This window comes from Streptomyces sp. BA2 (assembly GCF_009769735.1).
Lineage (GTDB): Bacteria > Actinomycetota > Actinomycetes > Streptomycetales > Streptomycetaceae > Streptomyces.
Map to the genome: position 1 here is coordinate 6,415,985 of NZ_WSRO01000002.1, position 20,906 is coordinate 6,436,890.

18 protein-coding genes and 1 pseudogene are annotated in these 20,906 nt (G+C 70.7%); 11 read left to right on the forward strand and 8 right to left on the reverse strand.

From position 1 onward, the window contains the following. Window positions 1-108: 108 nt before the first annotated feature. Together E5671_RS31815 and E5671_RS31820 are read right to left on the reverse strand one after the other, a co-directional pair. Window positions 109-2,064, reverse strand: coding sequence for an ABC transporter ATP-binding protein (locus E5671_RS31815; protein WP_160507320.1), 1,956 nt, complete (start codon window positions 2,062-2,064; stop codon window positions 109-111). Further along, window positions 2,061-4,010, reverse strand: coding sequence for an ABC transporter ATP-binding protein (locus E5671_RS31820; protein ID WP_160507321.1), 1,950 nt, complete (start codon window positions 4,008-4,010; stop codon window positions 2,061-2,063). Before E5671_RS31820 ends, E5671_RS31815 begins: the two co-directional genes overlap by 4 nt. A gap of 172 nt (window positions 4,011-4,182) precedes the next feature. Between E5671_RS31820 and E5671_RS46485 the strand changes: the two are divergent. Next, window positions 4,183-4,482 (forward strand): annotated as a pseudogene (locus E5671_RS46485) (response regulator transcription factor); the annotation flags it as partial. 10 nt (window positions 4,483-4,492) lie between these two features. Here E5671_RS46485 and E5671_RS31830 read toward each other — a convergent pair. From E5671_RS31830 to glgX, 3 genes are all read right to left on the reverse strand, one after another. Then, the gene (locus E5671_RS31830; protein WP_160507322.1) at window positions 4,493-5,863 is read right to left on the reverse strand and encodes a carbohydrate-binding protein; all 1,371 of its coding nucleotides are present in this window, start codon (window positions 5,861-5,863) and stop codon (window positions 4,493-4,495) included. A gap of 373 nt (window positions 5,864-6,236) precedes the next feature. Continuing rightward, window positions 6,237-7,190: a LysR family transcriptional regulator gene (locus E5671_RS31835; RefSeq protein ID WP_202121329.1), complete on the reverse strand. Its 954-nt coding sequence runs from the start codon at window positions 7,188-7,190 to the stop codon at window positions 6,237-6,239. 75 nt (window positions 7,191-7,265) lie between these two features. Further along, window positions 7,266-9,596: a glycogen debranching protein GlgX gene (glgX, locus tag E5671_RS31840; protein WP_160507323.1), complete on the reverse strand. Its 2,331-nt coding sequence runs from the start codon at window positions 9,594-9,596 to the stop codon at window positions 7,266-7,268. A 221-nt stretch (window positions 9,597-9,817) separates the two neighbouring features. On the opposite strand from glgX, the gene E5671_RS31845 reads away from it, so the two are divergent. The 7 genes from E5671_RS31845 (at window position 9,818) to E5671_RS31875 (ending at window position 17,084) form a co-directional block, all read left to right on the forward strand. Next, the gene (locus E5671_RS31845) at window positions 9,818-11,017 is read left to right on the forward strand and encodes a L,D-transpeptidase (protein WP_160507324.1); all 1,200 of its coding nucleotides are present in this window, start codon (window positions 9,818-9,820) and stop codon (window positions 11,015-11,017) included. Between the two features lie 157 nt (window positions 11,018-11,174). Then, a complete protein-coding gene (locus E5671_RS31850; RefSeq protein ID WP_202121330.1) occupies window positions 11,175-12,422 on the forward strand; it encodes a L,D-transpeptidase in 1,248 nt (415 codons plus the stop codon). Window positions 12,423-12,503: 81 nt separating this feature from the next. Next, entirely contained in the window at window positions 12,504-13,274 is a 771-nt protein-coding gene (locus E5671_RS31855; protein WP_160507326.1) for an enoyl-CoA hydratase/isomerase family protein, read from the forward strand. Between the two features lie 316 nt (window positions 13,275-13,590). Continuing rightward, on the forward strand, window positions 13,591-14,094 hold the full coding sequence (locus E5671_RS31860; protein WP_160507327.1) for an ATP-binding protein: 504 nt from the start codon (window positions 13,591-13,593) through the stop codon (window positions 14,092-14,094). A gap of 374 nt (window positions 14,095-14,468) precedes the next feature. Beyond that, entirely contained in the window at window positions 14,469-15,248 is a 780-nt protein-coding gene (locus E5671_RS31865; protein ID WP_160507328.1) for a polysaccharide deacetylase family protein, read from the forward strand. Further along, complete coding sequence (locus E5671_RS31870) at window positions 15,248-16,435, forward strand: YncE family protein (protein ID WP_202121331.1); 1,188 nt, start codon at window positions 15,248-15,250, stop codon at window positions 16,433-16,435. The genes E5671_RS31865 and E5671_RS31870 overlap by 1 nt, the downstream gene beginning before the upstream one ends. A gap of 91 nt (window positions 16,436-16,526) precedes the next feature. Next, window positions 16,527-17,084 (forward strand): GH25 family lysozyme, encoded by a 558-nt coding sequence (locus E5671_RS31875; protein WP_160507329.1) that lies wholly within the window; start codon window positions 16,527-16,529, stop codon window positions 17,082-17,084. A gap of 29 nt (window positions 17,085-17,113) precedes the next feature. On the opposite strand, the gene E5671_RS31880 is transcribed toward E5671_RS31875, so the two are convergent. Next, a complete protein-coding gene (locus tag E5671_RS31880) occupies window positions 17,114-17,884 on the reverse strand; it encodes an NADPH-dependent F420 reductase (protein WP_336605896.1) in 771 nt (256 codons plus the stop codon). Window positions 17,885-17,919: 35 nt separating this feature from the next. Between E5671_RS31880 and E5671_RS31885 the strand changes: the two genes are divergently transcribed. Both E5671_RS31885 and E5671_RS31890 read left to right on the forward strand, forming a co-directional pair. Next, window positions 17,920-18,597, forward strand: coding sequence for an RNA polymerase sigma factor (locus tag E5671_RS31885; RefSeq protein WP_443032723.1), 678 nt, complete (start codon window positions 17,920-17,922; stop codon window positions 18,595-18,597). Continuing rightward, a complete protein-coding gene (locus E5671_RS31890; RefSeq protein WP_202121332.1) occupies window positions 18,594-19,718 on the forward strand; it encodes a CU044_5270 family protein in 1,125 nt (374 codons plus the stop codon). Before E5671_RS31885 ends, E5671_RS31890 begins: the two co-directional genes overlap by 4 nt. On the opposite strand, the gene E5671_RS45525 is transcribed toward E5671_RS31890, so the two are convergent. Beyond that, the gene (locus E5671_RS45525) at window positions 19,676-20,005 is read right to left on the reverse strand and encodes a hypothetical protein (RefSeq protein ID WP_202122791.1); all 330 of its coding nucleotides are present in this window, start codon (window positions 20,003-20,005) and stop codon (window positions 19,676-19,678) included. The two genes, E5671_RS31890 and E5671_RS45525, sit on opposite strands and share 43 nt — an antisense overlap. Before the next feature lie 10 nt (window positions 20,006-20,015). Between E5671_RS45525 and E5671_RS45530 the strand changes: the two genes are divergently transcribed. Continuing rightward, window positions 20,016-20,153 carry a hypothetical protein gene (locus E5671_RS45530; RefSeq protein WP_202122792.1) on the forward strand — a complete coding sequence of 46 codons (138 nt, stop codon included), beginning with the start codon at window positions 20,016-20,018 and terminating at the stop codon, window positions 20,151-20,153. Here E5671_RS45530 and E5671_RS31895 read toward each other — a convergent pair. Beyond that, window positions 20,150-20,842, reverse strand: a complete 693-nt coding sequence (locus E5671_RS31895; protein ID WP_160507331.1) for a FadR/GntR family transcriptional regulator — start codon at window positions 20,840-20,842, stop codon at window positions 20,150-20,152. The two genes, E5671_RS45530 and E5671_RS31895, sit on opposite strands and share 4 nt — an antisense overlap. Window positions 20,843-20,906 lie beyond the last annotated feature (64 nt).

Consider the following 20,906-nt stretch of genomic DNA (forward strand, 5'->3'; position numbering starts at 1 on the left):
GCGGGACTTGCTGGTCGTCGTTCCCGCCGTTGACACCACTGTGGCCACCCTCGCTGGCGTTCCGCTCACGCCTGGCTGACGTCCCGCTAACGCGCCGGGAGCGCGCCGCTACCCCACCACGCTGTCCCGCCACGCCCGGTGCAGGTCCGCGAACGACCCGCTCCCCACGATGAGTTCGGCCGGGGTCCCGTCCTCCACGACGCGCCCGTGCTCCATCACGAGCACCCGGTCGGCGATCTCCACCGTGGAGAGCCGGTGGGCGATCACCACGGCGGTCCGCCCGCGCAGCACCGTGTGCATGGCGCGCTGCACGGCACGCTCGCCCGGGATGTCGAGCGAGCTGGTCGCCTCGTCGAGGATCAGCACCGCCGGGTCGGCGAGCAGCGCCCGCGCGAAGGCGACAAGCTGCCGCTGACCGGCGGAGATACGGCCACCCCTCTTGCGTACGTCGGTGTCGTAGCCGTCGGGCAGCGACGTGATGAAGTCATGCGCGCCGATCGCCCGCGCCGCCCGTTCGATGTCCTCGCGGGTGGCGTCAGGGCGGCCGATGGCGATGTTCTCGGCGACGGTCCCGGAGAAGAGGAAGGCCTCCTGGGTCACCATGACCACGCCGCGCCGCAGCTCGGAGTTGGCGAGGTCGCGCAGGTCGACCCCGTCGAGCAGGACCCGGCCCTCCGTCGGGTCGTAGAAGCGGGCGAGCAGCTTGGCGAGCGTCGACTTGCCCGCGCCGGTGGAGCCGACGACGGCGACGGTCTGCCCGGCGGGCAGCGTCAGGTCGAAGCGGGGCAGGACCTCGCCGCCGGTCCGGTAGGCGAACCGGACGCCGTCGAACTCGACCTCGCGGCCCGGGTGTTCGGAGGCGAGGGCGGGCAGCGGAAGGGCGCGGTCCGGGTGGGGCTCGGGCACGGAGGGGGTCTGGGCGAGCAGCCCGGCGACCTTCTCCAGGGACGCGGCGGCCGACTGGTAGGAGTTCAGGAACATTCCGAGCCGGTCGATCGGGTCGTACAGGCGCCGCAGATACAGCACGGCCGCGGCGAGGACGCCGAGTGCGAGGGTGCCGTCGGTGACGCGGTAGGCGCCCCACAGGACGATGCCCGCGACGGCGGTGTTGGCGACGAGCCGGGAGCCGACGACGTACTGGGCCATCTCCAGCATGGCGTCGCCGTTGGCCCGCTCATGGTGACGGTTGAGCACGCCGAACTCGGCCTCGTTGGCGCGCTCGCGCCGGAAGGCACGGACGGGGCGGATGCCGTTCATCGTCTCGGCGAACTTCACGATGACGGAGGCGATCGCCGTCGACCGCTTCCCGAAGAGGGGGCCCGCGCGGCGCTGATAGCGGCGTACGAGGAGATAGAGCGGCACGAACGACGCTACGGCCGCGGCGCCGATGCCCAGGTCGAGCCAGAGCAGCATCGCCGAGATGTAGACGAAGGACAGGATGACGGTGATCAGCTCCTGCAGCCCCTCGCTGAGGAGCTCTCGCAGGGATTCCACGTCGGTGGTGGACCGGGAGATGAGCCGCCCCGAGGTGTACCGCTCGTGGAAATCCACGCTGAGTGCCTGCGCGTGCCGGAAGATCCGCCCGCGCAGATCGAGCAGGACGTCCTGGTTGACGCGGGCGGAGGCGACGATGAACGCGTACTGGAACGCGCCGGACGCGGCCGCGCAGAGCAGATAGCCGACGCCGATGGCGATGAGGGGCCCGTAGTCGTCGGCCCGGACCGCAGGCACGCCCCGGTCGATGGCGTACGCCACGAGCAACGGCCCGCCCTGCACGGCGGCCTGCTGCAACAGAAGCAGCACGGTCACGAGAACGACGCGCCCCCGAAGGGAAGACAGCAGCGAACGAAGCAGGGCGGAGGTGGCGCCAGGGGCCGTGGGGAGGACGTCCTTGTCGAAGTCCTCCGCATTCGAGGGGAGTTGGGTCGGACCTGCCCCCTCCGCCTCTGCCGCCGGCGACTCGGCGAGGTCCAGAGAGCCGCCGGTGGCCTCCCGGTCGGGAAGGCCGGGCCGGTCCTCCTCGTCGGGCCCCGTGGTCCGTGAGGCGGGTGTCGACGCGGTCATCGTGCGACCTCACCTTCCGCGGACGCGGGGTCCGATTCTGTCTGTAGGGGTGGTGCGGGTGCGGGTGCGGGTGCGGGTGCGGGTGCGGGTGCGGGGGCGGGCCCCGGATCCGTTTCCCCTGTCGCGGGAGCGACCCCCGCCCCCGACATCAGCCACGCATACTCCGCGTTCCCCCGCAGCAGTTCCTGGTGGGTGCCCACCGCGGTGATTCTGCCTTCGGAGAGCAGGGCGACTCGGTCGGCGAGTTGGACCGTGGAGGGGCGGTGGGCCACCACCAGGGCCGTTGTGTCCCTCAGGACGCGGCGCAGGGCCGCCTCCACCAAGGCCTCCGTGTGGACGTCCAGCGCCGAGAGCGGATCGTCCAGGACCAGGAAGCGCGGGCGGCCCACCACCGCGCGGGCCAGCGCGAGGCGTTGGCGCTGGCCGCCCGAGAGGCTCAGGCCCTGCTCGCCGACCTGCGTGGCCGTGCCCTGCGGGAGCGCGTGGACGAAGTCAGCCTGGGCCACCTCCAGGGCGCGCGCCAACTCCGCTTCCCCTGCGTCCCCTTCGGCGCCCATGAGCACGTTCTCGCCCACCGTCGCGGAGAACAGCGTCGGCTCCTCGAAAGCGACCGCCACCAGCGTGCGCAGCCGCTCGCGGTCCATCTCCGCGATGTCCTCGCCGTCCAGCGTGATGCGGCCCCCGCTCACCTCGTGCAGCCGGGGCACCAGCGCCGTCAGCGTCGTCTTGCCGCTGCCCGTCGCGCCGACCAGGGCGAGGGTCTCTCCGGGGCGTATGTGCAGGTCGATCCGGTCGAGCGCCGGTGGCGCACCGGCAGGCGCGTCCGGGTAGCGGAACTCCACGCCGTGGAAGCGGAGTCCGGCCGCCGCGGAGCCCCCACCGGGGGACGTGACCTCCGTGGCGGCTTCCGGCTCCGCGTCCATCACCTCGAAGTACCGCTCAGTGGCCGTCGCCGACTCCTGGCTCATCGCGAGCAGGAACCCGATCGACTCCACCGGCCAGCGCAGCGCCAGCGCCGTGGAGAGGAAAGCGACCAGCGTGCCCGTCGACAGGCCCCCGTCCGCCACCTGCACCGTCCCGAGCACCAGCGCCGCACCGATCGCGACCTCCGGCAGCGCCATGATCACCGCGTTGATCGCAGCGAGCAGCCGCGCCTTGGCCAGCTCCGTGCCCCGCAACGTGTGTGAGAGCTCGCGGAACGCCCGTGCCTGGCTGCGGTGGCGGCCGAAGCCCTTGATGATGCGGATGCCGAGCACGCTCTCCTCGACGACCGTCGTCAGATCGCCGACCTGGTCCTGCGCCCGCCGCGCCACGGCCATGTACCGGCCCTCGACGTACGCGCAGACGATCACCAGAGGCACCAGCGGGGACAGCAGCACGAGCCCGAGCACCCAGTCCTGGGCCAGCAGGATCGCCATGCCGACCACGATCGTCGTTCCGTTCACGACCAGGAACGTCAGCGGGAAGGCGAGGAACATCCGCAGCAGCATCAGATCCGTCGTGCCGCGCGACAGTAACTGGCCCGAGGCCCACCGGTCGTGGAAGGCCACGGGAAGCCGCTGCAGATGGCGGTAGAGATCCGCCCGCATCGCCGCCTCGACCGAGGCGAGCGGCCGCGCCACCAGCCACCGCCGGAGACCGAAGAGCAGCGCCTCCGCGACACCGAGCAGAAGCAGCAGCAGGGCCCCGAGCCACACCCCGCCGAGATCCCGGTCCGCCACCGGTCCGTCCACGAGCCACTTCAGTACGAGGGGGAAGACCAGCCCCGTACAGGAGGCGAGGACGGCGACGAATGCCGCGCTGAACAGGCGAGTTCGGATGGGCCGGACGTACGGCCACAGCCGCAGCAGCGTCCGTGCGGCAGATTTTCCTCCCGCTGAATCCCCTGAATCCCCTGAATCCGCTGAACTCGCTGGTTCCTTGGTCGGTGCATCTGGTTTCGGCATCAGGAGCGAGCCTACGGATGGCCACTGACACAGCCCACCGAGTTTTGGCCCGTCCCCGCTCGTCCGCTGGTCCTAAGTCCGGGGGGCGAGCGCGGGGTCGTACCCCTCCATCAACCGATCGGTTGATGCCGCTTCGAGCGCGATGGGCGATGCCCGGAACCCCGCCCACGTACGCCGCGTTCTACCCACCGCGGTTCGCGCGGCGGCCCAGGGCCGCACGGTCCTCTCGCCCGCCGTGGCCTCCCGCCTCGTCTCACGCGTGCGTGCCCCCGGCAACGAACCGCTGAGCACCCGCGAACGGGAAGTGCTCGCGCTCGTCGCCAAGGGCACGTCGAACCGTGCGATCGCCGTCGAACTCTTCATCAGCGAGGCCACGGTCAAGACGCATCTCACCCACATCTACGGCAAGTTGGGCGTCAAGGACCGTGCCGCGGCCGTCGCGACGGCGTACAGCCGCGGCATTCTGAGCTGACTTTCGGAGGTCAGGCGCGCTGCCAGAGGGCGGGGGTGTTCGGCGGCTCCCAGCCCGACTGCGCCTGGTGTCCCTGCAAGCACCGGTAAGTCGATCCACCGTAGGTGACGGTGTCACCCGCGGCGTAGACCTTGCCCGCGGCCCACGTGCCGCCCGGGTCGGGGTCACCGGGGCCCGGGTCGCCGCCGCCCGTGGTCTTCAGCGTCAGGCCGAACTGCTGAAGGAGCGGATTGATCGGCTGGTGGAAGGTCGTGCCCCCACTGCGGCAGTTGCCCGAACCGCCGGACGTGACACCCTGCGCCTGGCTCCCGGATATGTAGGAGCCGCCCGAGTCGCCGGGCTCCGCGCAGACCGACGTGCGCGTCACGCCGCTGATGGTGCCCTCGGGGTAGGTGACGCTGGTGTTGTGCTGCTGGATGGTGCCGCAGTGCCACCCCGTGGTGGAGCCGGAGCGGCAGATCGACGCACCCACCGGGGACTGCGTGGAGCCCCCGACGCCGACCCGCTGCCCGCCCTGGCCCTTCACGTACGGGGTGGCGGTCCACTGGGAGTTGGTGGCGACCCAGGCCATGTCCCTGCCGGGGAAGATGGACGCCTGGAACGTGCCCTGAGCCACCTGGTTGTAGCCGCTGGTCGCGGTACCGGCCCGCCCGCAGTGGCCAGCCGTGGCGAAGCCCTGCTGGGTGCCCTTGGTGATCGAGAAGCCGATGGAGCACCGGCCGCCCATGTAGTAGGCGTCGCCGCCCACGAGGTCGTAGAGCGGGCGCGGCCGTTCCCGGGTCTCCTCCACGCGTACGAGGGAGGGAGCGACGCCGGCGGCGGAGACGAGGGAGTGGGCGGCACCCGGCCGCAGGGCACGCACGACGACGGAGTTGGACCGCACGTCGACATACCAGACGGGGGCGTCGCGCGTAGCGGCCTTGTCCGCGGCACGGTCCAACCGTGCCTTGGCCGCGTCAAGTTGCTGGATGGAGTGCGGCACGACCTCGGCCCGTGCACCCCGCGCCTCGATCTTCCGCACGTCGGAGGCATCGGTGGTGGCCACGGTGAGCCGAGCCGAGGTGGCGCCGTGCACCCAGGCGCCCGCGAAGTCACGCCCGAGCGCGACCCGCAGGGCTCCCGCGACGGCGCCGGCCTCGGCCTCGTTTGCCAAACGGGCCTCGGCCTGCGCCGCCGTGAGGCCGAGGTCCCGCTGCATGGCCTTCAGGACCTCGGGCGATGTCCTGTCGACGGCGGCGGTCTCGGCGGGGGAGGGCGAAGAGGCCGCGGCGGGATCGGCCTGGGCATGAGCGGTGCCGGACAGACCCGCGAGGACCAGGGCACCGGCGGCACCGAGCGCGGCACAGGCCGCGGCGGCGCGTCTGTGGGGGATGGGAGGCATGGGGGCATCTCCTCGATTGCGAGGGGGGAGCGGACCGTTGAGGGTCCGGCCAGCGGATCGCCCACACCGTAGAACCCTCAACAGCCCACCATCAGCTACCAGTCGACCCCCGTGCCTGGCGTTATGGAAGGCGGGGGGGTGTGGTTACGGGGGTGCGGTCTCGTCGGGGGAGGTTGCGGTGAGCGGGGGCGCGGTCCGGCCGCAATAGGTGAGGCGAGGGTGCGTTCCGGTACCGGAACGTGTGGTGAGGCGCGGCCCGGTCGCGGAAGGTGCTGGCGAGGGTGCGGCGAAGTCAGGGGCGGTGGAGCGCGGTCCGGTCACGGAAGGCGCGGTGAGGGTGTGGCGAAGGCAGGGGTGGTGCGGTGATGTCCCGTCAGGGGCGGTGTGGGGACGGGGTCGCTAGCCATGCCGTGTAGCTTTCGCTGCGGGCCGCTGCCTCCGCGTGGGCCGTGCGGGCCTGGGCGAAGACTGCCGGTGCTGTGTCGTGGGCCGGGGCCGACGGGTGCCAGCCGAGCAGGTGCCGCCAGTACAGCGGTGCCCCGGAGAGGGGTCTGGTCACCAGGCCCGGCGTCGGCGGGAACGTCGCCCGGCACAGGCCCACCGCCCGGCCCACCTGGACCAGGTGCACGCAGGACGCCACGTCCGTCTCGTACACCGATGACGGAGTGAAACCCGCTCGGGCGCACGCTGCTGTGAAGCAGTCCGCGAAGCAGCCGTCGCCCGGCACGTCCGTCCACGCCTCGTCCGCGAGCCGGGCAAGGTCGATCTCCTGGCGGCCGGCCAGCGGGTGGTCCGTGGGCAGCATGACGAACACCGGGTCACGGGCGACCTCACGCCACACCAGGAGTTCGTTCTGCGGCGGTGCGCTCGCCCCGCACGTCCCCACCAGCGCGAAGTCGAGGCGCCCGTCAGCCGTGCGGGACGCGATCTCCCGCTCCGACCAGGAGGTGTGCGTCGTCACCGGCACGCCCGGGTACGCGGCGGCGAGCCGGTCCACCAAGGCGCCGAGCAGCGGCCCGTGCGTCGCGCCGAGCCGGAACCCCGCACCGCCGGCCCAGTCCCGGCCGAACCGCAGCGCCTCCTCCCGCAGGCCGGTCACCGCGGGTAGGACCACCCGCGCACGGGCCAGCACGAACTCCCCCAGCGCGGTCGCCCGCACCCCATGCCGCCCCCGCTCGAACAGCTCCCCTCCCAAGGTGCGCTCGATCCGCTTCAGCTGCGCGCTCAGGGCGGGCTGCGCGAGCCCGAGCGCGGTGGCGGCCTTGGTCAGGCTGCCCGCGTCGGCGATCGCCCGGATCGTCTTCAGGTGCCTCAACTCCAGGTCCATGGCCCGAGCTTGGCCCGTGCGGGGGAGCGCGGCAATGGGCAGGTACGGACCAATACGGACCACGGCCGGGCACCCTCAGCCCCCGCCCCCCGCCACGTCGTCCCGCACCCGCAGCAGCAGCACCGACCGCGCGGCCACCGTGACCGTCGCGTCGGCGCGCAGTACCGTGCCGGGCGCCTCCCCCTGCTCCTCCAGGGACGTGTCCACCACCACCTCGTACTCCCGCGCCCACGGCGCCCCCGGCAGCACGAAGCTCCCCGCACGGTCCGCCGCGTGCAGGACCGCCAGGAAGCTGTCGTCGACGACCGGCGCACCCCGGGCGTCACGTCCGGGGATGTCGCGGCCGGACAGATACATGCCCAGCGTCGCGGCCGGCGCGTACCAGTCGCCCTCCGTCATCTCCGTCCCGCGCGCCGTGAACCACGCCAGATCCCGAAGCCCGTCCGCCGAATGCGCACGCCCGGAGAAGAACGCCCGCCTCCGCAGCACGGGATGCCGGTGCCGCAACGCGATCAGACGGGACGTCAGGTCGAACAGCGCCGCCCACCCCGGATCGTCGAGCAGCCCCCAGTCCACCCAGCTGACCTCGTTGTCCTGGCAGTACGCGTTGTTGCTGCCCCCCTGCGTACGCCCCATCTCGTCCCCGGCGACGAGCATCGGAACCCCCGTCGACAGCAGCAGCGTCGTCAGGAGATTGCGCAGCTGCCGCCGCCGCAGCTCCGCCACCCCCGCGTCCGCCGTCTCGCCCTCCACACCACAGTTCCAGGACCGGTTGTCGTCCGAACCGTCCCTGTTCCCCTCCCCGTTCGCCTCGTTGTGCTTCCGCTCGTACGACACCAGATCCCGCAGCGTGAACCCGTCGTGCGCCGTCACGAAGTTCACCGACGCGTACGGACGCCGCCCGCCCCACGCGTACAGATCGCTCGACCCGGAGAGCCGGTAGCCCAGATCCCGCACATCGGGCAGCGCGCCCCGCCAGAAGTCCCGCACCGCGCCCCGGTAGCGGTCGTTCCACTCCGTCCACAGGGGAGGGAACGCCCCCACCTGATACCCCCCGGAACCCACGTCCCACGGCTCGGCGATCAGCTTCACCCGCCGCAGGACCGGGTCCTGCGCGATCACCGCGAGGAAGGGCGACAGCATGTCGACGTCGTGGAACGAACGCGCGAGCGCCGCCGCCAGATCGAAGCGGAACCCGTCAACCCCCATCTCGGTCACCCAGTAGCGCAAGGAGTCCGTGATCAGCCGCAGCACATGCGGCTGCACCACCTGGAGCGTGTTCCCGCAGCCCGTGTAGTCCGCGTACCGCCGCGGGTCCGACGGCTGAAGCCGGTAGTAGCCGCGGTTGTCTATGCCCTTGAGCGAGAGCATCGGGCCCAGCTCGCCCGCCTCCGCCGTGTGGTTGTAGACCACGTCCAGGATCACCTCGATCCCGGCCTCGTGCAGCGCCCGCACCATCCGCCTGAACTCGCCGACCTGCCCGCCCGTCGTCCCCGACGCCGCGTACGCCGCGTGCGGCGCGAAGTAACCGATCGAGTTGTAGCCCCAGTAGTTCTTCAGGCCCCGGCGCAGGAGATGGTCCTCATGGGCGAACTGGTGCACGGGGAGCAGCTCCACCGCCGTCACCCCGAGCCGCAGGAGATGGCCGATCGCCGCGGGATGCGCGAGCCCCGCGTACGTGCCCCGCAGCTCCTGGGGGATCCCCGGGTGCAGCTTGGTGAAGCCGCGTACGTGGACCTCGTAGATGACCGAGTCCGCCCACGGAGTCTTCGGGCGCCGGTCGTCGGCCCACTCGTCGTCCGGGGCGTCGTCGTGCACGACCACACCCTTGGGGACGTACGCGGCCGAGTCCCTGTCGTCCCGCACCGTGTCGGCCACCTGCTGCTGAGGCCAGTCCCGCACGTGTCCGTACACCTCGGGCGGCAGGCCCCGCGCGCCGAAGTCGCCGTCCACCGCGCGCGCGTACGGGTCGAGGAGCAGCTTCGCCGGGTTCCAGCGTGCGCCCGTCCACGGGTCCCAGCGGCCGTGCACACGGTAGCCGTAACGCTGCCCCGGACGGACGCCCGGCAGGAAGCCGTGCCATATCTCGTGCGTCAGCTCGGTCAGCGACGTACGCGTCTCGACGCCCCTGTCGTCGAACAGGCACAGCTCGACGGCCTCCGCACCCCCCGCCCACAGCGCGAAGTTGGTGCCCGCGACCCCGTCGGGCCCCACCCTGAACCGCGCACCGAGCGGCGTCGGCGCCCCCGGCCACGCGGGCGGCCCCTGCGCGGCAGAAACGGCCCGCGGCGCGGCGCGCGCCGCCGTGGACGTCCCGTTCACGGCGGCGGCCTTCCCGTTCCCCGCGGCCGCGCCCGTCCCGCGCCGCCCACCCCGGAGTGCTTCCTGTTCGGCTGCGCTGGACACCCATTCGCCTCCTGCGGCTCGACCCCTGACGCGTCCCGGCGGCGGGGCGTACCCGACCGGACGGCACATGTGGACCCGCAGGACCAGTGCCGCCCTCCCCACTGTTCTGCCCAGCGCGTGCGTCGCACTCACGTTTCCCCAGGAGGGGGACGGTCGTTGGGACGGACGTGAGACAGGTAGCGAGGCGCGCTCGGCGCGCAGGGGCCGCGCTGGCCGCCGTAATGACATGGGCAGGACTGCTTGCCGGGGCCGCGGGATGCAGCGGTGACGGCGGTGGCATCGACCAGCTGATGGGCAAGCCGCGGTCGCCCGCCGACGTGATCCGGGTGACGCCCGACGACGGCAGCAAGGGCGTCGGGGGAGACGAACAGCTCCAGGTCGAGGTCCCCGACGGACGCCTCGAATCGGTGAAGGTCGTCCGGGTGCAGGACGCGCAGGAGGCTCCGGTGCCCGGACGCATCCAAGAGGACGGCATGACCTGGAAGCCGCTGGACGAAGGCGGCCTCGCGCTCGCCGCGAAGTACTCGGTGGACGCCGTCGCCCTCGACGGCCACGGCCGACGCTCGGCCCGGCACACGACGTTCACGACGGCCGTCCCCGACGAGCGGTTCATCGCCTACGTGTCACCGGAGAACCGCTCCACCGTCGGCACCGGCATGATCGTCTCCCTGGAGTTCAACGAGGAGATCGAGAACCGCGAGGCCGTCCAGCGCGCCATCAGCGTCACCGCGCACCCGGCAGTCGACGTACGGCCGCACTGGTTCGGCAAGACCCGCGTGGACTTCCGCCCCGAGAAGTACTGGAAGCCCGGCACGAAGGTCACCGTCGGCCTGCGCCTGCGCGACGTCGAGGCCGCCCCCGGCGTCTACGGCCTCCAGGACAAGAGCTTCTCGTTCACGGTCGGCCGCAGCCAGACCTCCCTGGTCGACGCCGCCGAGCGCACGATGGAAGTACGCCGTGACGGCGAGGTCCTCTCCACGGTGCCGATCACCGCCGGGGCTCCCAAGACCCCCACGTACAACGGGAAGATGGTGGTCACGGAGATGCTGGAGGTGACCCGGATGAACAGCCGCACCGTCGGCTTCGGCGGCGAGTACAACATCCCCGACGTGCCGCACGCGATGCGCCTGACGACGTCCGGCACCTTCCTGCACGGCAACTACTGGGCCCCGGACGCGCCGGGCAACACGAATGTCAGCCACGGCTGTGTGGGGCTGCGTGATGTGAAGGGCGGCAGCTCACAGACACCGGCGGGGTGGTTCTTCGACCGGACCCTGATCGGCGATGTGGTGGAAGTTGTCAACAGCGATGACAAGAAAGTCGCTCCCGACAACGGGCTCGGTGGCTGGAACATGGGGTGGAAGGACTGGACGGCGCCGCCCGGATCCAAGCCGGAGGCCAAGCCCGCGGACGGTCGTTGAGGCAGGACCCGCGCCACCTGCGCAGTTGGGACGGAACAGTGACATTGGCGGGGAGTCATCGGTCAGGGCCGTGTGGTTATCTAGCGCAGGCGCGTGTCTGTGCGCGCTGAGGCACTGGGGTGCGGGCCTGACCAGGCCGTGCGAGGGGAGACACATCTTGAACGGGCGACCGATATCGGGGACGTCGGTTCGTGCGCGGGGGAGCGCACGACGACGGGGGGCCAAGGGCCTCTTTGCGGTGGCATCGGGTGTGACGCTGCTGTTGGTCACGGCATGCGGCGGGGGCGGCTCGGACTCGGGCAAGGACGGCAAGTCCGGCGACAAGGCGGCCGACAAGAACGCGCCGTCGACGGCGGTGGTGACCATAGCCCCGAAGGACGGCGCCGAGGCGGTCGCCACCAGCGGCGCCCTGAAGATAGCCGCCGACAAGGGCAAGCTGTCCCAGGTCAAGGTCGAGGACAGCAAGGGCAATCCGGTCCCGGGCAAGATCACCTCGGGCGGCGCCACGTGGACGCCGGCGCATCACCTCGCCGCCTCCACGAAGTACAAGGTCCACGCGATAGCCAAGGACTCCGAGGGACGTGAGTCCGCCAAGGACACGTCGTTCACGACGCTGACCCCGAAGAACACCTTCATCGGGCAGTTCACGCCGGAGGACGGCTCGAAGGTCGGCGTCGGAATGCCGTTCTCGGTCCACTTCAACCGGGGGATCACCGCTCCCGAGGACGTCGAGAAGGCCATCCAGATCAAGACCGAGCCCGCCGTCGACGTCGAGCCGCACTGGTTCGGCAACGACCGCATCGACTTCCGCCCCGAGAAGTACTGGAAGGCGGGCACGAAGGTCACCGTCAACCTCAACCTCGACGGCGTCGAGGGCCGGCCCGGGGTCTACGGCGAGCAGGCCAAGACCCTGAAGTTCACGATCGGCCGCAGCCAGATCTCCACCGTCGACGCCAAGTCGCACCAGATGAAGGTCGTCCGGGACGGCAAGCAGATCAAGAAGATCCCGATCACCGCGGGCGCCCCCGGCACGACGACGTACAACGGCCAGATGGTCATCAGCGAGAAGCTCCAGGTCACGCGCATGAACGGCGAGACCGTCGGCTTCGGCGGCGAGTACGACATCAAGGACGTCCCGCACGCGATGCGCCTGTCCACATCGGGCACGTTCATCCACGGCAACTACTGGTCGGGCGGCGCCTTCGGCAACACGAACGCCAGCCACGGCTGCATAGGCCTGAGCGACGTGCGCGGCGGCTACAGCAAGAAGACGCCCGCCGGATGGTTCTTCGACAACTCCCTCATCGGGGACCTCGTGGTCGTGAAGAACTCCGCGGACAAGACGATCCAGCCCGAGAACGGCTACAACGGCTGGAACATGTCCTGGGAGAAGTGGAAGGCCTGACCGGTCGGAAGGCCTGACCGGCCCGCCGGGAACACCCGGCCGCATGTCCCCGTCATGCGAGGCACGGCTAACGTGCCTCGCATGACATCTGTGCATCTCGAAGTCGCCGAAGGCGTCGGCACGATCCGCCTCGACCGCCCCCCGATGAACGCGCTCGACATCGCCCTGCAGGACCGGCTCAAGGAGCTTGCCGAAGAGGCGACCCGGCGCGACGACGTACGCGCCGTGATCATCTACGGCGGCGAGAAGGTGTTCGCGGCGGGCGCGGACATCAAGGAGATGCAGGCCATGGACCACGCGGCGATGGTCGCGCGCTCCAGGGGCTTGCAGGACTCCTTCACCGCGGTCGCCCGCATCCCCAAGCCCGTCGTCGCCGCCGTCACCGGCTACGCCCTCGGCGGCGGCTGCGAGCTGGCCCTCTGCGCCGACTTCCGCATCGCCGCCGACAACGCCAAGCTCGGCCAGCCGGAGATCCTGCTCGGCCTGATCCCCGGCGCGGGCGGCACCCAGCGCCTGTCCCGTCTGGTCGGCCCGTCCAAGGCCAAGGACCTCATCTTCACCGGCCGCATGGTCAAGGCCGAAGAGGCGCTCACCATCGGCCTGGTGGACCGCGTCGTGCCCGCCGCCGAGGTGTACGAGCAGGCGCTCCAGTGGGCCGCGCGGCTCGCGCAGGGGCCCGCGCTGGCGCTGCGCGCCGCCAAGGAGTCCGTGGACGCGGGCCTGGAGACGGACATCGACACCGGGCTCGCGATTGAACGCACCTGGTTCGCGGGCCTGTTCGCCACCGAGGACCGTGAGCGGGGCATGCGCAGCTTCGTCGAGGAGGGCCCCGGCAAGGCGAAGTTCCTCTGAAGCGCTCGTGTGAAGTCCCGCCTGTGAAGTCCCGCCTGTGAAGTCCCGTCAGGACGCGCGCAGTTGAGGCTACGTCAGCCAAAGTGTCCCCCGAAGGAGCGGATTATGCGCGGCTTAAGAGAACCTTAAGTCCGCCTTCCCCGCACCCCTAAGTGATCATCCGTAAGCGGGTGGTCATCGCAGGTCAGCAGGGGTGTCGCAGGGGCCTGGCTGCCACTGGCATATGCCTACCCAGCCCCCCGGAACGGATGGTTCCGGGGGGCTTATTCCGTCGGAACGGCCCCGGAACACGCTCTGTGCGGCCATGATGGGTGGCATGGCGGGGCTGGAGGGTATCGAACAGCCGCGGCGACACGGGAGTGCGACCGCGGCGCGCTGGTCGCCGGCGGTTGAGGACGAACACGCGCTCAAGGCGCTCGAGTTGTTCGGCAATCCGACGGACGCGGAGGTTCCGCTGCCGTCGCGCCCGGAGTCCGCCGCCATCGCGCGCCGCCTCGCCCAGGTCGTGGTGCTCCGGCACTGGGGGCTCTCCCCGAAGCTGACCGAGGACGCGGTGCTCCTCACCTCCGAACTCGTCGGCAACGCCGTGCGGCACACCGGCGCCCGCGTCTTCGGGCTGCGGATGATGCGGCGCCGCGGCTGGATCAGGATCGAGGTGCGCGACCCCTCGCGCGGACTGCCCTGTCTGATGCCCGTACACGAACTCGACCTCAGCGGCCGGGGCCTCTTCCTGGTCGACAAGCTCTCCGACCGGTGGGGCGTGGATCTGCTGCCGCGCGGCAAGACGACGTGGTTCGAGATGCGGGTGGCCGACCGCTGATACGCGAAAGCCCCCGGTCGCCGATTGCGGCGTGACGGGGGCCTGCGCGGAGCGCCGCGGACGAAGGGGTGTGGTCCGCGGGCGCTGAGAACGACCTGAGCCCGGGTCAATGGGGGTCGTGGCTCCGACTATGGCAGACGGGGGCCAGCGATCCAAAAGTCCCTATCCGGGCATACGGGCGCAAACTGGGGCAGTTCGAAGGTGAATCCTTGGTGAGCTGGGACACCTGCCTGGTAAACGCTGGTTAAGTTCAGGCTGTGACAGGTGTTCCGCAAGGGGTGATAGAGCAGCCGCCGGCCTTCGCGGCCCCGACCCGCAGGGATCACGTAGGGGCAATAAGCAGCTTTTGACCCCTTTGCCCATTAAATGGTCGCGTGACCGAGACCGACCGCCGTGGAGCCCTGCGCGCGGGCGCCGCACTGGCCGTCGCGGGCGCGCTCACCGCAGGCTGCTCCTCCTTCGGAGCCGCCCCCGCGGACCAGGCCGCTCCCGCCGCCCGGCACCCCGCCGCGAAAACACCCCGCGCCGCCCCCGCACCCCGCCGCTTCCCCGGCCTCCCCGACCAGATCACGCACAGCCCCCGCGGCCGGCCCCAGGTCGCCCTCACCTTCCACGGCCAGGGCGACCCCGCCACCGCGCGGTCCCTGCTCACCATCGCCGAGAAGGCCGACGCCAGGATCACCGTCCTCGCCGTCGGCAGCTGGCTCGACGAACACCCCGAACTCGCCCGCCGCATCCTCGACGGCGGCCACGACCTCGGCAACCACACCCACCACCACCGCACCATCAACGACCTGCCCGAGGCCGACGCCTACGCCGAGATCACCGGCTGCGCCGACCGCCTGCGCCGCCTCACCGGCTCCATCGGCACCTGGTTCCGCCCCTCGCGCGCCGAGACCGCGACCCCCCTCGTAGCCCGCCTCGCCCGCCGCGCCGGCTACCCGCACGTCCTCTCGTACGACGTCGACTCCCTCGACTTCACCTCGCCGGGCGCCCCGGCCGTCACCCGCAAGATCGCCTCAGAGGTACGCCCCGGCTCCGTCGTGAGCCTGCACTTCGGGTACGCGGACACGGTCGCCGCGCTCCCCGCCGTCCTGGAAGAACTGGACCGCCGCGACCTGCGCGCGGTGACGACCACGGAGTTGCTGACCTGATGACCCTGCACCTGAACCTCACCAAGCGCACCGGAGCGGTCATCGCCGCCGGGGCCGTCGTCGCCGCCGCGCTCGCCGGCTGCGGCACCGACACGCGCACGAACGAAGCCCACGGCACCAAGGGCGTCCCGAAACCCGCCAAACCCAAGGTCGCGCCCGGACTCCCGGGCATGCCGCCCCTCCTCGACCCGAAGGACGTCTACGCGGCCGACCGCCCGAACAAACTCTCCCCGGTGGTCAAGGACTTCCCCTCCCGGGTCTACGTCCCCAACACCAACTCCAACACCGTCTCGGTCATCGACCCCAAGACGTACGAAGTGATCGACACGATCGACGTCGGGATCCAGCCCCAGCACGTCGTCCCCTCCTGGGACATGAAGACGCTCTGGGTCAACAACAACCGAGGCCACACGCTCACCCCCATCAACCCCAAGACCGGCAAGGCGGGCAAGCCGGTCGAGGTCCACGACCCGTACAACCTCTACTTCACGCCCAACGGCAAGTACGCCATCGTCATGGCCTCGATGGACCGCGAGCTCGTCTTCCGCGACCCGCACACCATGAAGAAGGTCAAGACCGAACCGGTCAGCTGCTACGGCGTCAACCACGCCGACTTCTCGGCCGACGGACGCTACTTCATCGTCTCCTGCGAGTTCTCCGGCGAACTCCTCAAGGTCGACACGGAGAAGATGAAGGTCATCGGCCAGCAGAAGCTGCCCTTCAAGGGCGCCATGCCGCAGGACGTGAAGGTCTCGCCCGACGGCAAGACCTTCTACGTCGCCGACATGATGGCCGACGGCATGTGGGTCCTGAGCGGCGACAAGTTCGAGAAACCAAAGCTCCTGCCCACCGGCAAGGGCACCCACGGCCTGTACGTCAGCAGGGACTCGCGCGAGATGTACGTGTCCAACCGCGGCGAGGGCACCGTCTCCGTCTTCGACTTCCCCAAGAACAAGCTCACCAAGAAGTGGAAGCTCCCCCAGGGCGGCAGCCCCGACATGGGCGGAGTGTCGGCGGACGGCAACACCCTCTGGCTCTCGGGGCGTTACGACTCCGAGGTGTACGCCATCGACACCCGCACCGGAGTCCAGACCGCCCGCATCCCGGTGGGCGGCGGCCCACACGGCCTCGCTGTCTACCCGCAACCTGGCCGCTACTCACTCGGCCACACCGGGATCTTCCGCTGAGCTGTTCAACGGTTGACCATAGCGGCCACCGGGCACAAAAAGGGTAGATCCACCTACCCCCCCCTCCCCCCTGCCGCTCAGGAGGTCGCCCGTGCTCAAAGGCATCGACGTCAGCTCGTACCAGTCCACATTCGACACGGACGGCATCTCTTTCGTGATCATAAAAGCGACGGAGGGCCGCTCGTACGTGAACCCACGCCTGACGGCCCAGACGAAGCGAGCACGGGACGGCGGCTGCGTGGTGGGCTTCTACCACTTCCTGTGGCCGGGGAACATCACGGCCCAGGCGGAGTATTTCGTCAGCAAGGCCCCTGAGAAATCAGGGGACTTGCTGGCGGTGGACTGGGAGTGGACGGGGGACCGCACGCGCGCGAGCAACGCGGAGAAGGACCGGTTCATCCGGGAGGTGAAGAGGCTGCGGCCGAACCACCGAACGATCTTGTACTGCAACCGCGATTTTTGGTTGAACCACGACACCACCTCGTACGCGGGTGACGCCCTCTGGATCGCCGACTACGTCACGGCGGGCAAGCCGCGCATCAAGGCGAAGTGGCGGATCCACCAGTACACGTCGACGCCGCTGGACAAGAACGTGGCGGACTTCGCGAGTGAGGACGCGCTGCGGGACTGGGCCAAGCCGCAGTCGTAGCCGTCCCCGCGCGCGGCCCGTGGCGTGGGTCAGGCGAGCCACTCCGCCGTGCGTTCCGGGGAGGCCTCGGCCAGTGCTTTGGTGACCGCTTCGGTGTCCTTGGCCAGGCCGTAGACCGGGGTGCCCGGCTGTTGGCGCCAGGATTCGTCCTGGCCGCCCGTGTCGACGGTGTCGAAGCCGATCTCGTCGATGAGGTCGCGTACGACCTTCTTTGCGGCCTCGTCGTCTCCCGGCACCGGGAGGGCGACGCGGCCGGGGGTGCCCTTGGGCTGGGGCTTGTCGAGGATGTCCTGGGCGTACGTGCCGTTGAAGGCCTTGATCACCGGGTGGCCGATCTGGCGCTCGGTCCAGCGGCTCTCGGTCAGGCCCTCCTCGATCTCGGCGATCTTCCCGTCGCGCTGCTGGGGGTAGTAGTTGCCGGTGTCGATGACGGCGACGTTCTCGGCGGCGCCGTCGAGGAAGCCTGACGGCAGGTTCGGTACGGCCTTCAGGGGGATCGTTACGACGACGACCTCCGCGCCGCGGGCTGCCTCCTCGACCGTCACCGGCGTCGCACCGGTCTCTTCGGCGAGGGCGGTGAGGGTGTGCGGGCCGCGGGAGTTCGCCACGGCCACGTCGTGGCCGACTGCCGTGAGGCGGCGGGTGAGGTTGCCGCCGATGTTGCCCGCGCCGATGATGCCGATCTTCATGACTGACCCTTCCGGGGTTGGTTCGCCTGTGTCGTAGCTTGTACTCGTAGCTCGTACCGGAGCCAACCTCCGGAACGGCTCGGCTATTCCGTGGTGTGTGATGAGGGGCACAGGAACTTGTTCGGGTGCGCGGAGAGATACGTGGTGTGAGGCCTAGTGAACTGGGAGATGGCATCCATGCACGTATCCGGGCAGGTGAGCGGGAGGCGTTCGGTGAGTTGTACGAGGCGTACGCGCGGACGGTCTACAGCCACGCCCTCCGGCTGACCGGCGACTGGTCGGCCGCTGAGGAGGTCATGTCCGAGACCTTCCTCGCGGCCTGGCGCACCCGCGACCGGCTCGAACCGGACGGCGGTTCGCTCAAGCCGTGGCTGCTCGGCATCGCGACGCACAAGGCGCAGAACGCCAATCGCGGTCTGAGGCGTCGGCTCGCCTTTCTGTCGCGTCAGCCGGCGCCGCCCCAAGTGGCGGACTTCGCGGAGGAGTCAGCGGGGCGGATGGACGACGCGCGGCGGCTCGCGGCGGTGCACGACGCGCTGCGGCGGCTGCGTCGGCAGGAGCGTGAAGTGCTCGTGCTGTGCGTGTGGTCCGGGCTCGACTACGCGCAGGCCGCCGAGGCGCTCGGCGTTCCGGTCGGCACGGTGCGTTCGCGGCTCTCGCGGGCTCGTGCGCGGCTGCGGAGGCTCAGCGAGGACGGGGGCGGCAGCAGCGACGGGACTGGTGTGGCGGAAGTGAATGACGTGACGGAACCTCTTCGTGGCCGCGGAGAGGTAGAGAGTGAGGCCGCGTTCGCGGCCCTGCCCCTGCGGGAGGAATTCCGATGAACGCCGCCACCCCGCCCCGGGGAGAGGCCGAGGCCGCTGAACTGGCCCGCCTGCTGCCGGAGTCGGGCGAAGACGAGTGGGAACTTCCGCCGGGGCGTCACCTTCACCACAAGGACGTCCTGATGCACCAGATCGACCGAGACACCGCCGACGCACAGCAGGCCCCCGCCCCCGCATCGCCCCGCCGCGCGCTCCTGCGTCCCGCGGTGCTGATGCCGGCCGCCGCCGCGCTCGCGGTGGCCGGCATCCTGGCCGCCACGCTTCCCCTCGGTGACGGTAACGGCGACGGCGTACGCGACATGGGTGCCGGCCGGGGTGCCGCCCCTGGCGCGGCCGTCACTCTCGACCGGATCGCGAACGCGTCCCTGAAGTCCGGCACGAAGCCGGTGAAGGACAGCCAGTTCGTCTACACGCGCAGCCTCGTCCAGGGCAACGAGGGCAAGCTCGACGGCCCGGTGAAGCTCGGCACCCCGTACACGGAGGAGGTCTGGCTGAACCAGAACCCCGCCCCCGTCACGGACATCGGCATGAGCCGCGCGAGCGGCAAGGGCGCGCCGATGGCCGGGCAGGACCTGCCCATCGAGGCGTCCGCGGTGGACGGTTCCGATGACTCCGGTGCCATACCGGAGGGGCCCGACCGGCCGACGTACGACTGGCTCGCCTCGCTGCCCACCGACCCCGACGCCCTGCTGAAGAAGCTGTACGCCGAGACGCGGGTGATCGAGGGGCAGGAGACGAAGGCGCAGGCCGTCTTCGACCGGATCGGTGATCTGGTCGGCGGGTCGGTCATGCCGCCGGAGAACGCCGCCGCCTTCTACAAGGCGGTCGCGAAGCTCCCCGGAGTGGTCGTGGTGCCCGACGCGGTGGACGCGGCGGGCCGCCACGGGATCGGCATCACCATCGGGGAGTCGGCGTTCGCGACCCGCAGCGAATGGATCTTCGACAAGAAGACCTTCGCCTACCTCGGCTCACGGGGCTACATGACGAAGAACCACAAGCCGGGCGGCAAGCCGGGCAAGGCGGGCAACCCCGAGGTGCTCAACGGCAGCGTCGCGGTTCTGGAGCGTGCCGTCGTCGATCAGAAGGGCATGGAGCCCACCGGCGACGCCGACCGCGGCTGATCACGGTCCGCCCGGCTCGCCCGGCTTGCCCGCATCGCGCGCAGCAGCAGGAAGAGCAGCAGCCCGAAGGGTGAGAGGAGGATCGTCAGGACCAGGAGCGGCCCCATCAGGAGGGGGTGGATGCCCAGAGTTCCGGCAGGACGGGCAGCGCCATCGGCGCGGGTGGTTGGGGCTCGGAGGGCTCCGTACGTGCTGACGGCCGTGGTACCGCCGTCCGGTACGCCGACGCTGTGGGCGCCGACGATCGGGGAGGAGCCCCGCTCCTGACCGGGCGCCGGCCGGGTCATCAGGAACCCGATGGCGCAGGACGGCGATGAGCAGGGTGCCGAGCCAGAGGATGACGACGGTGAGGACGCGTCGGCGCGGTTGTACGGGGGCGACGGTGGGAGGCGCGAGGGGCCCGGCAAGGGAGCGGGCGGCCGGGCCGAGGTCTAGTCCCGGGCCAGCAACCGGCCGAGGGTGTCCTGGAGTTCGGCCTGTGCCACGCGTGCCGCCTCCTCCGCGTCCTTCGCCTCGACGGCCCGTACGAGGGCGGCGTGGGCGGCGTCCCCGTGGTTCGTCTCCTCGGTGCGTACGTCGATCAGGTCGAGGAGGTTGATCAGGCCCTCCCGCAGTACGGGGGCGAACTCCGCGAAGAGGTCCGTGAGGACGGGGTTGCGGGCCGCCGCCACGACTGCCGCGTGCAGGGCGATGTCGGCGTCGATGAACGCGGCGTCGCTCGCGGCTGCGGTGGCCCTGCGGCCTTCGAGCGCGTCGCGCATCGCCGTGATGTCCTCGTCGGTGCGCCGCATCGCCGCAAGGCGTGCCGCCTGCACCTCCACCAGCATCCGCACCTCGTACACGTCCGAGACCGCCGCGCGCCGCAGCCTCGTGGGCCAGTCGGCGACAGGTTCCGTCGCGATGACGAAGACGCCGGCGCCCTGCCGGGCCTTGACGAGCCCGGCCCCGGCGAGCGAGCGCAGTGCCTCGCGGACGGTGGAGCGGCCGATGCCGAGTTCCTTGGCCAGGGTCGTCTCGCCGGGCAGCTTGCTGCCGATGGGCCACTGGCCGCCGGTGATCTGTTCGCGCAGACGCTTGGTGGCCTGTTCGACCAGGGGGCTGGGGCGCAGGGAGCCGAGCGGCATTGCGGGGCCTAACTTGTCTGAGGAGTACTTGTCTGAGGAGCTGACGTGTGCCTAGTGTAGTCCC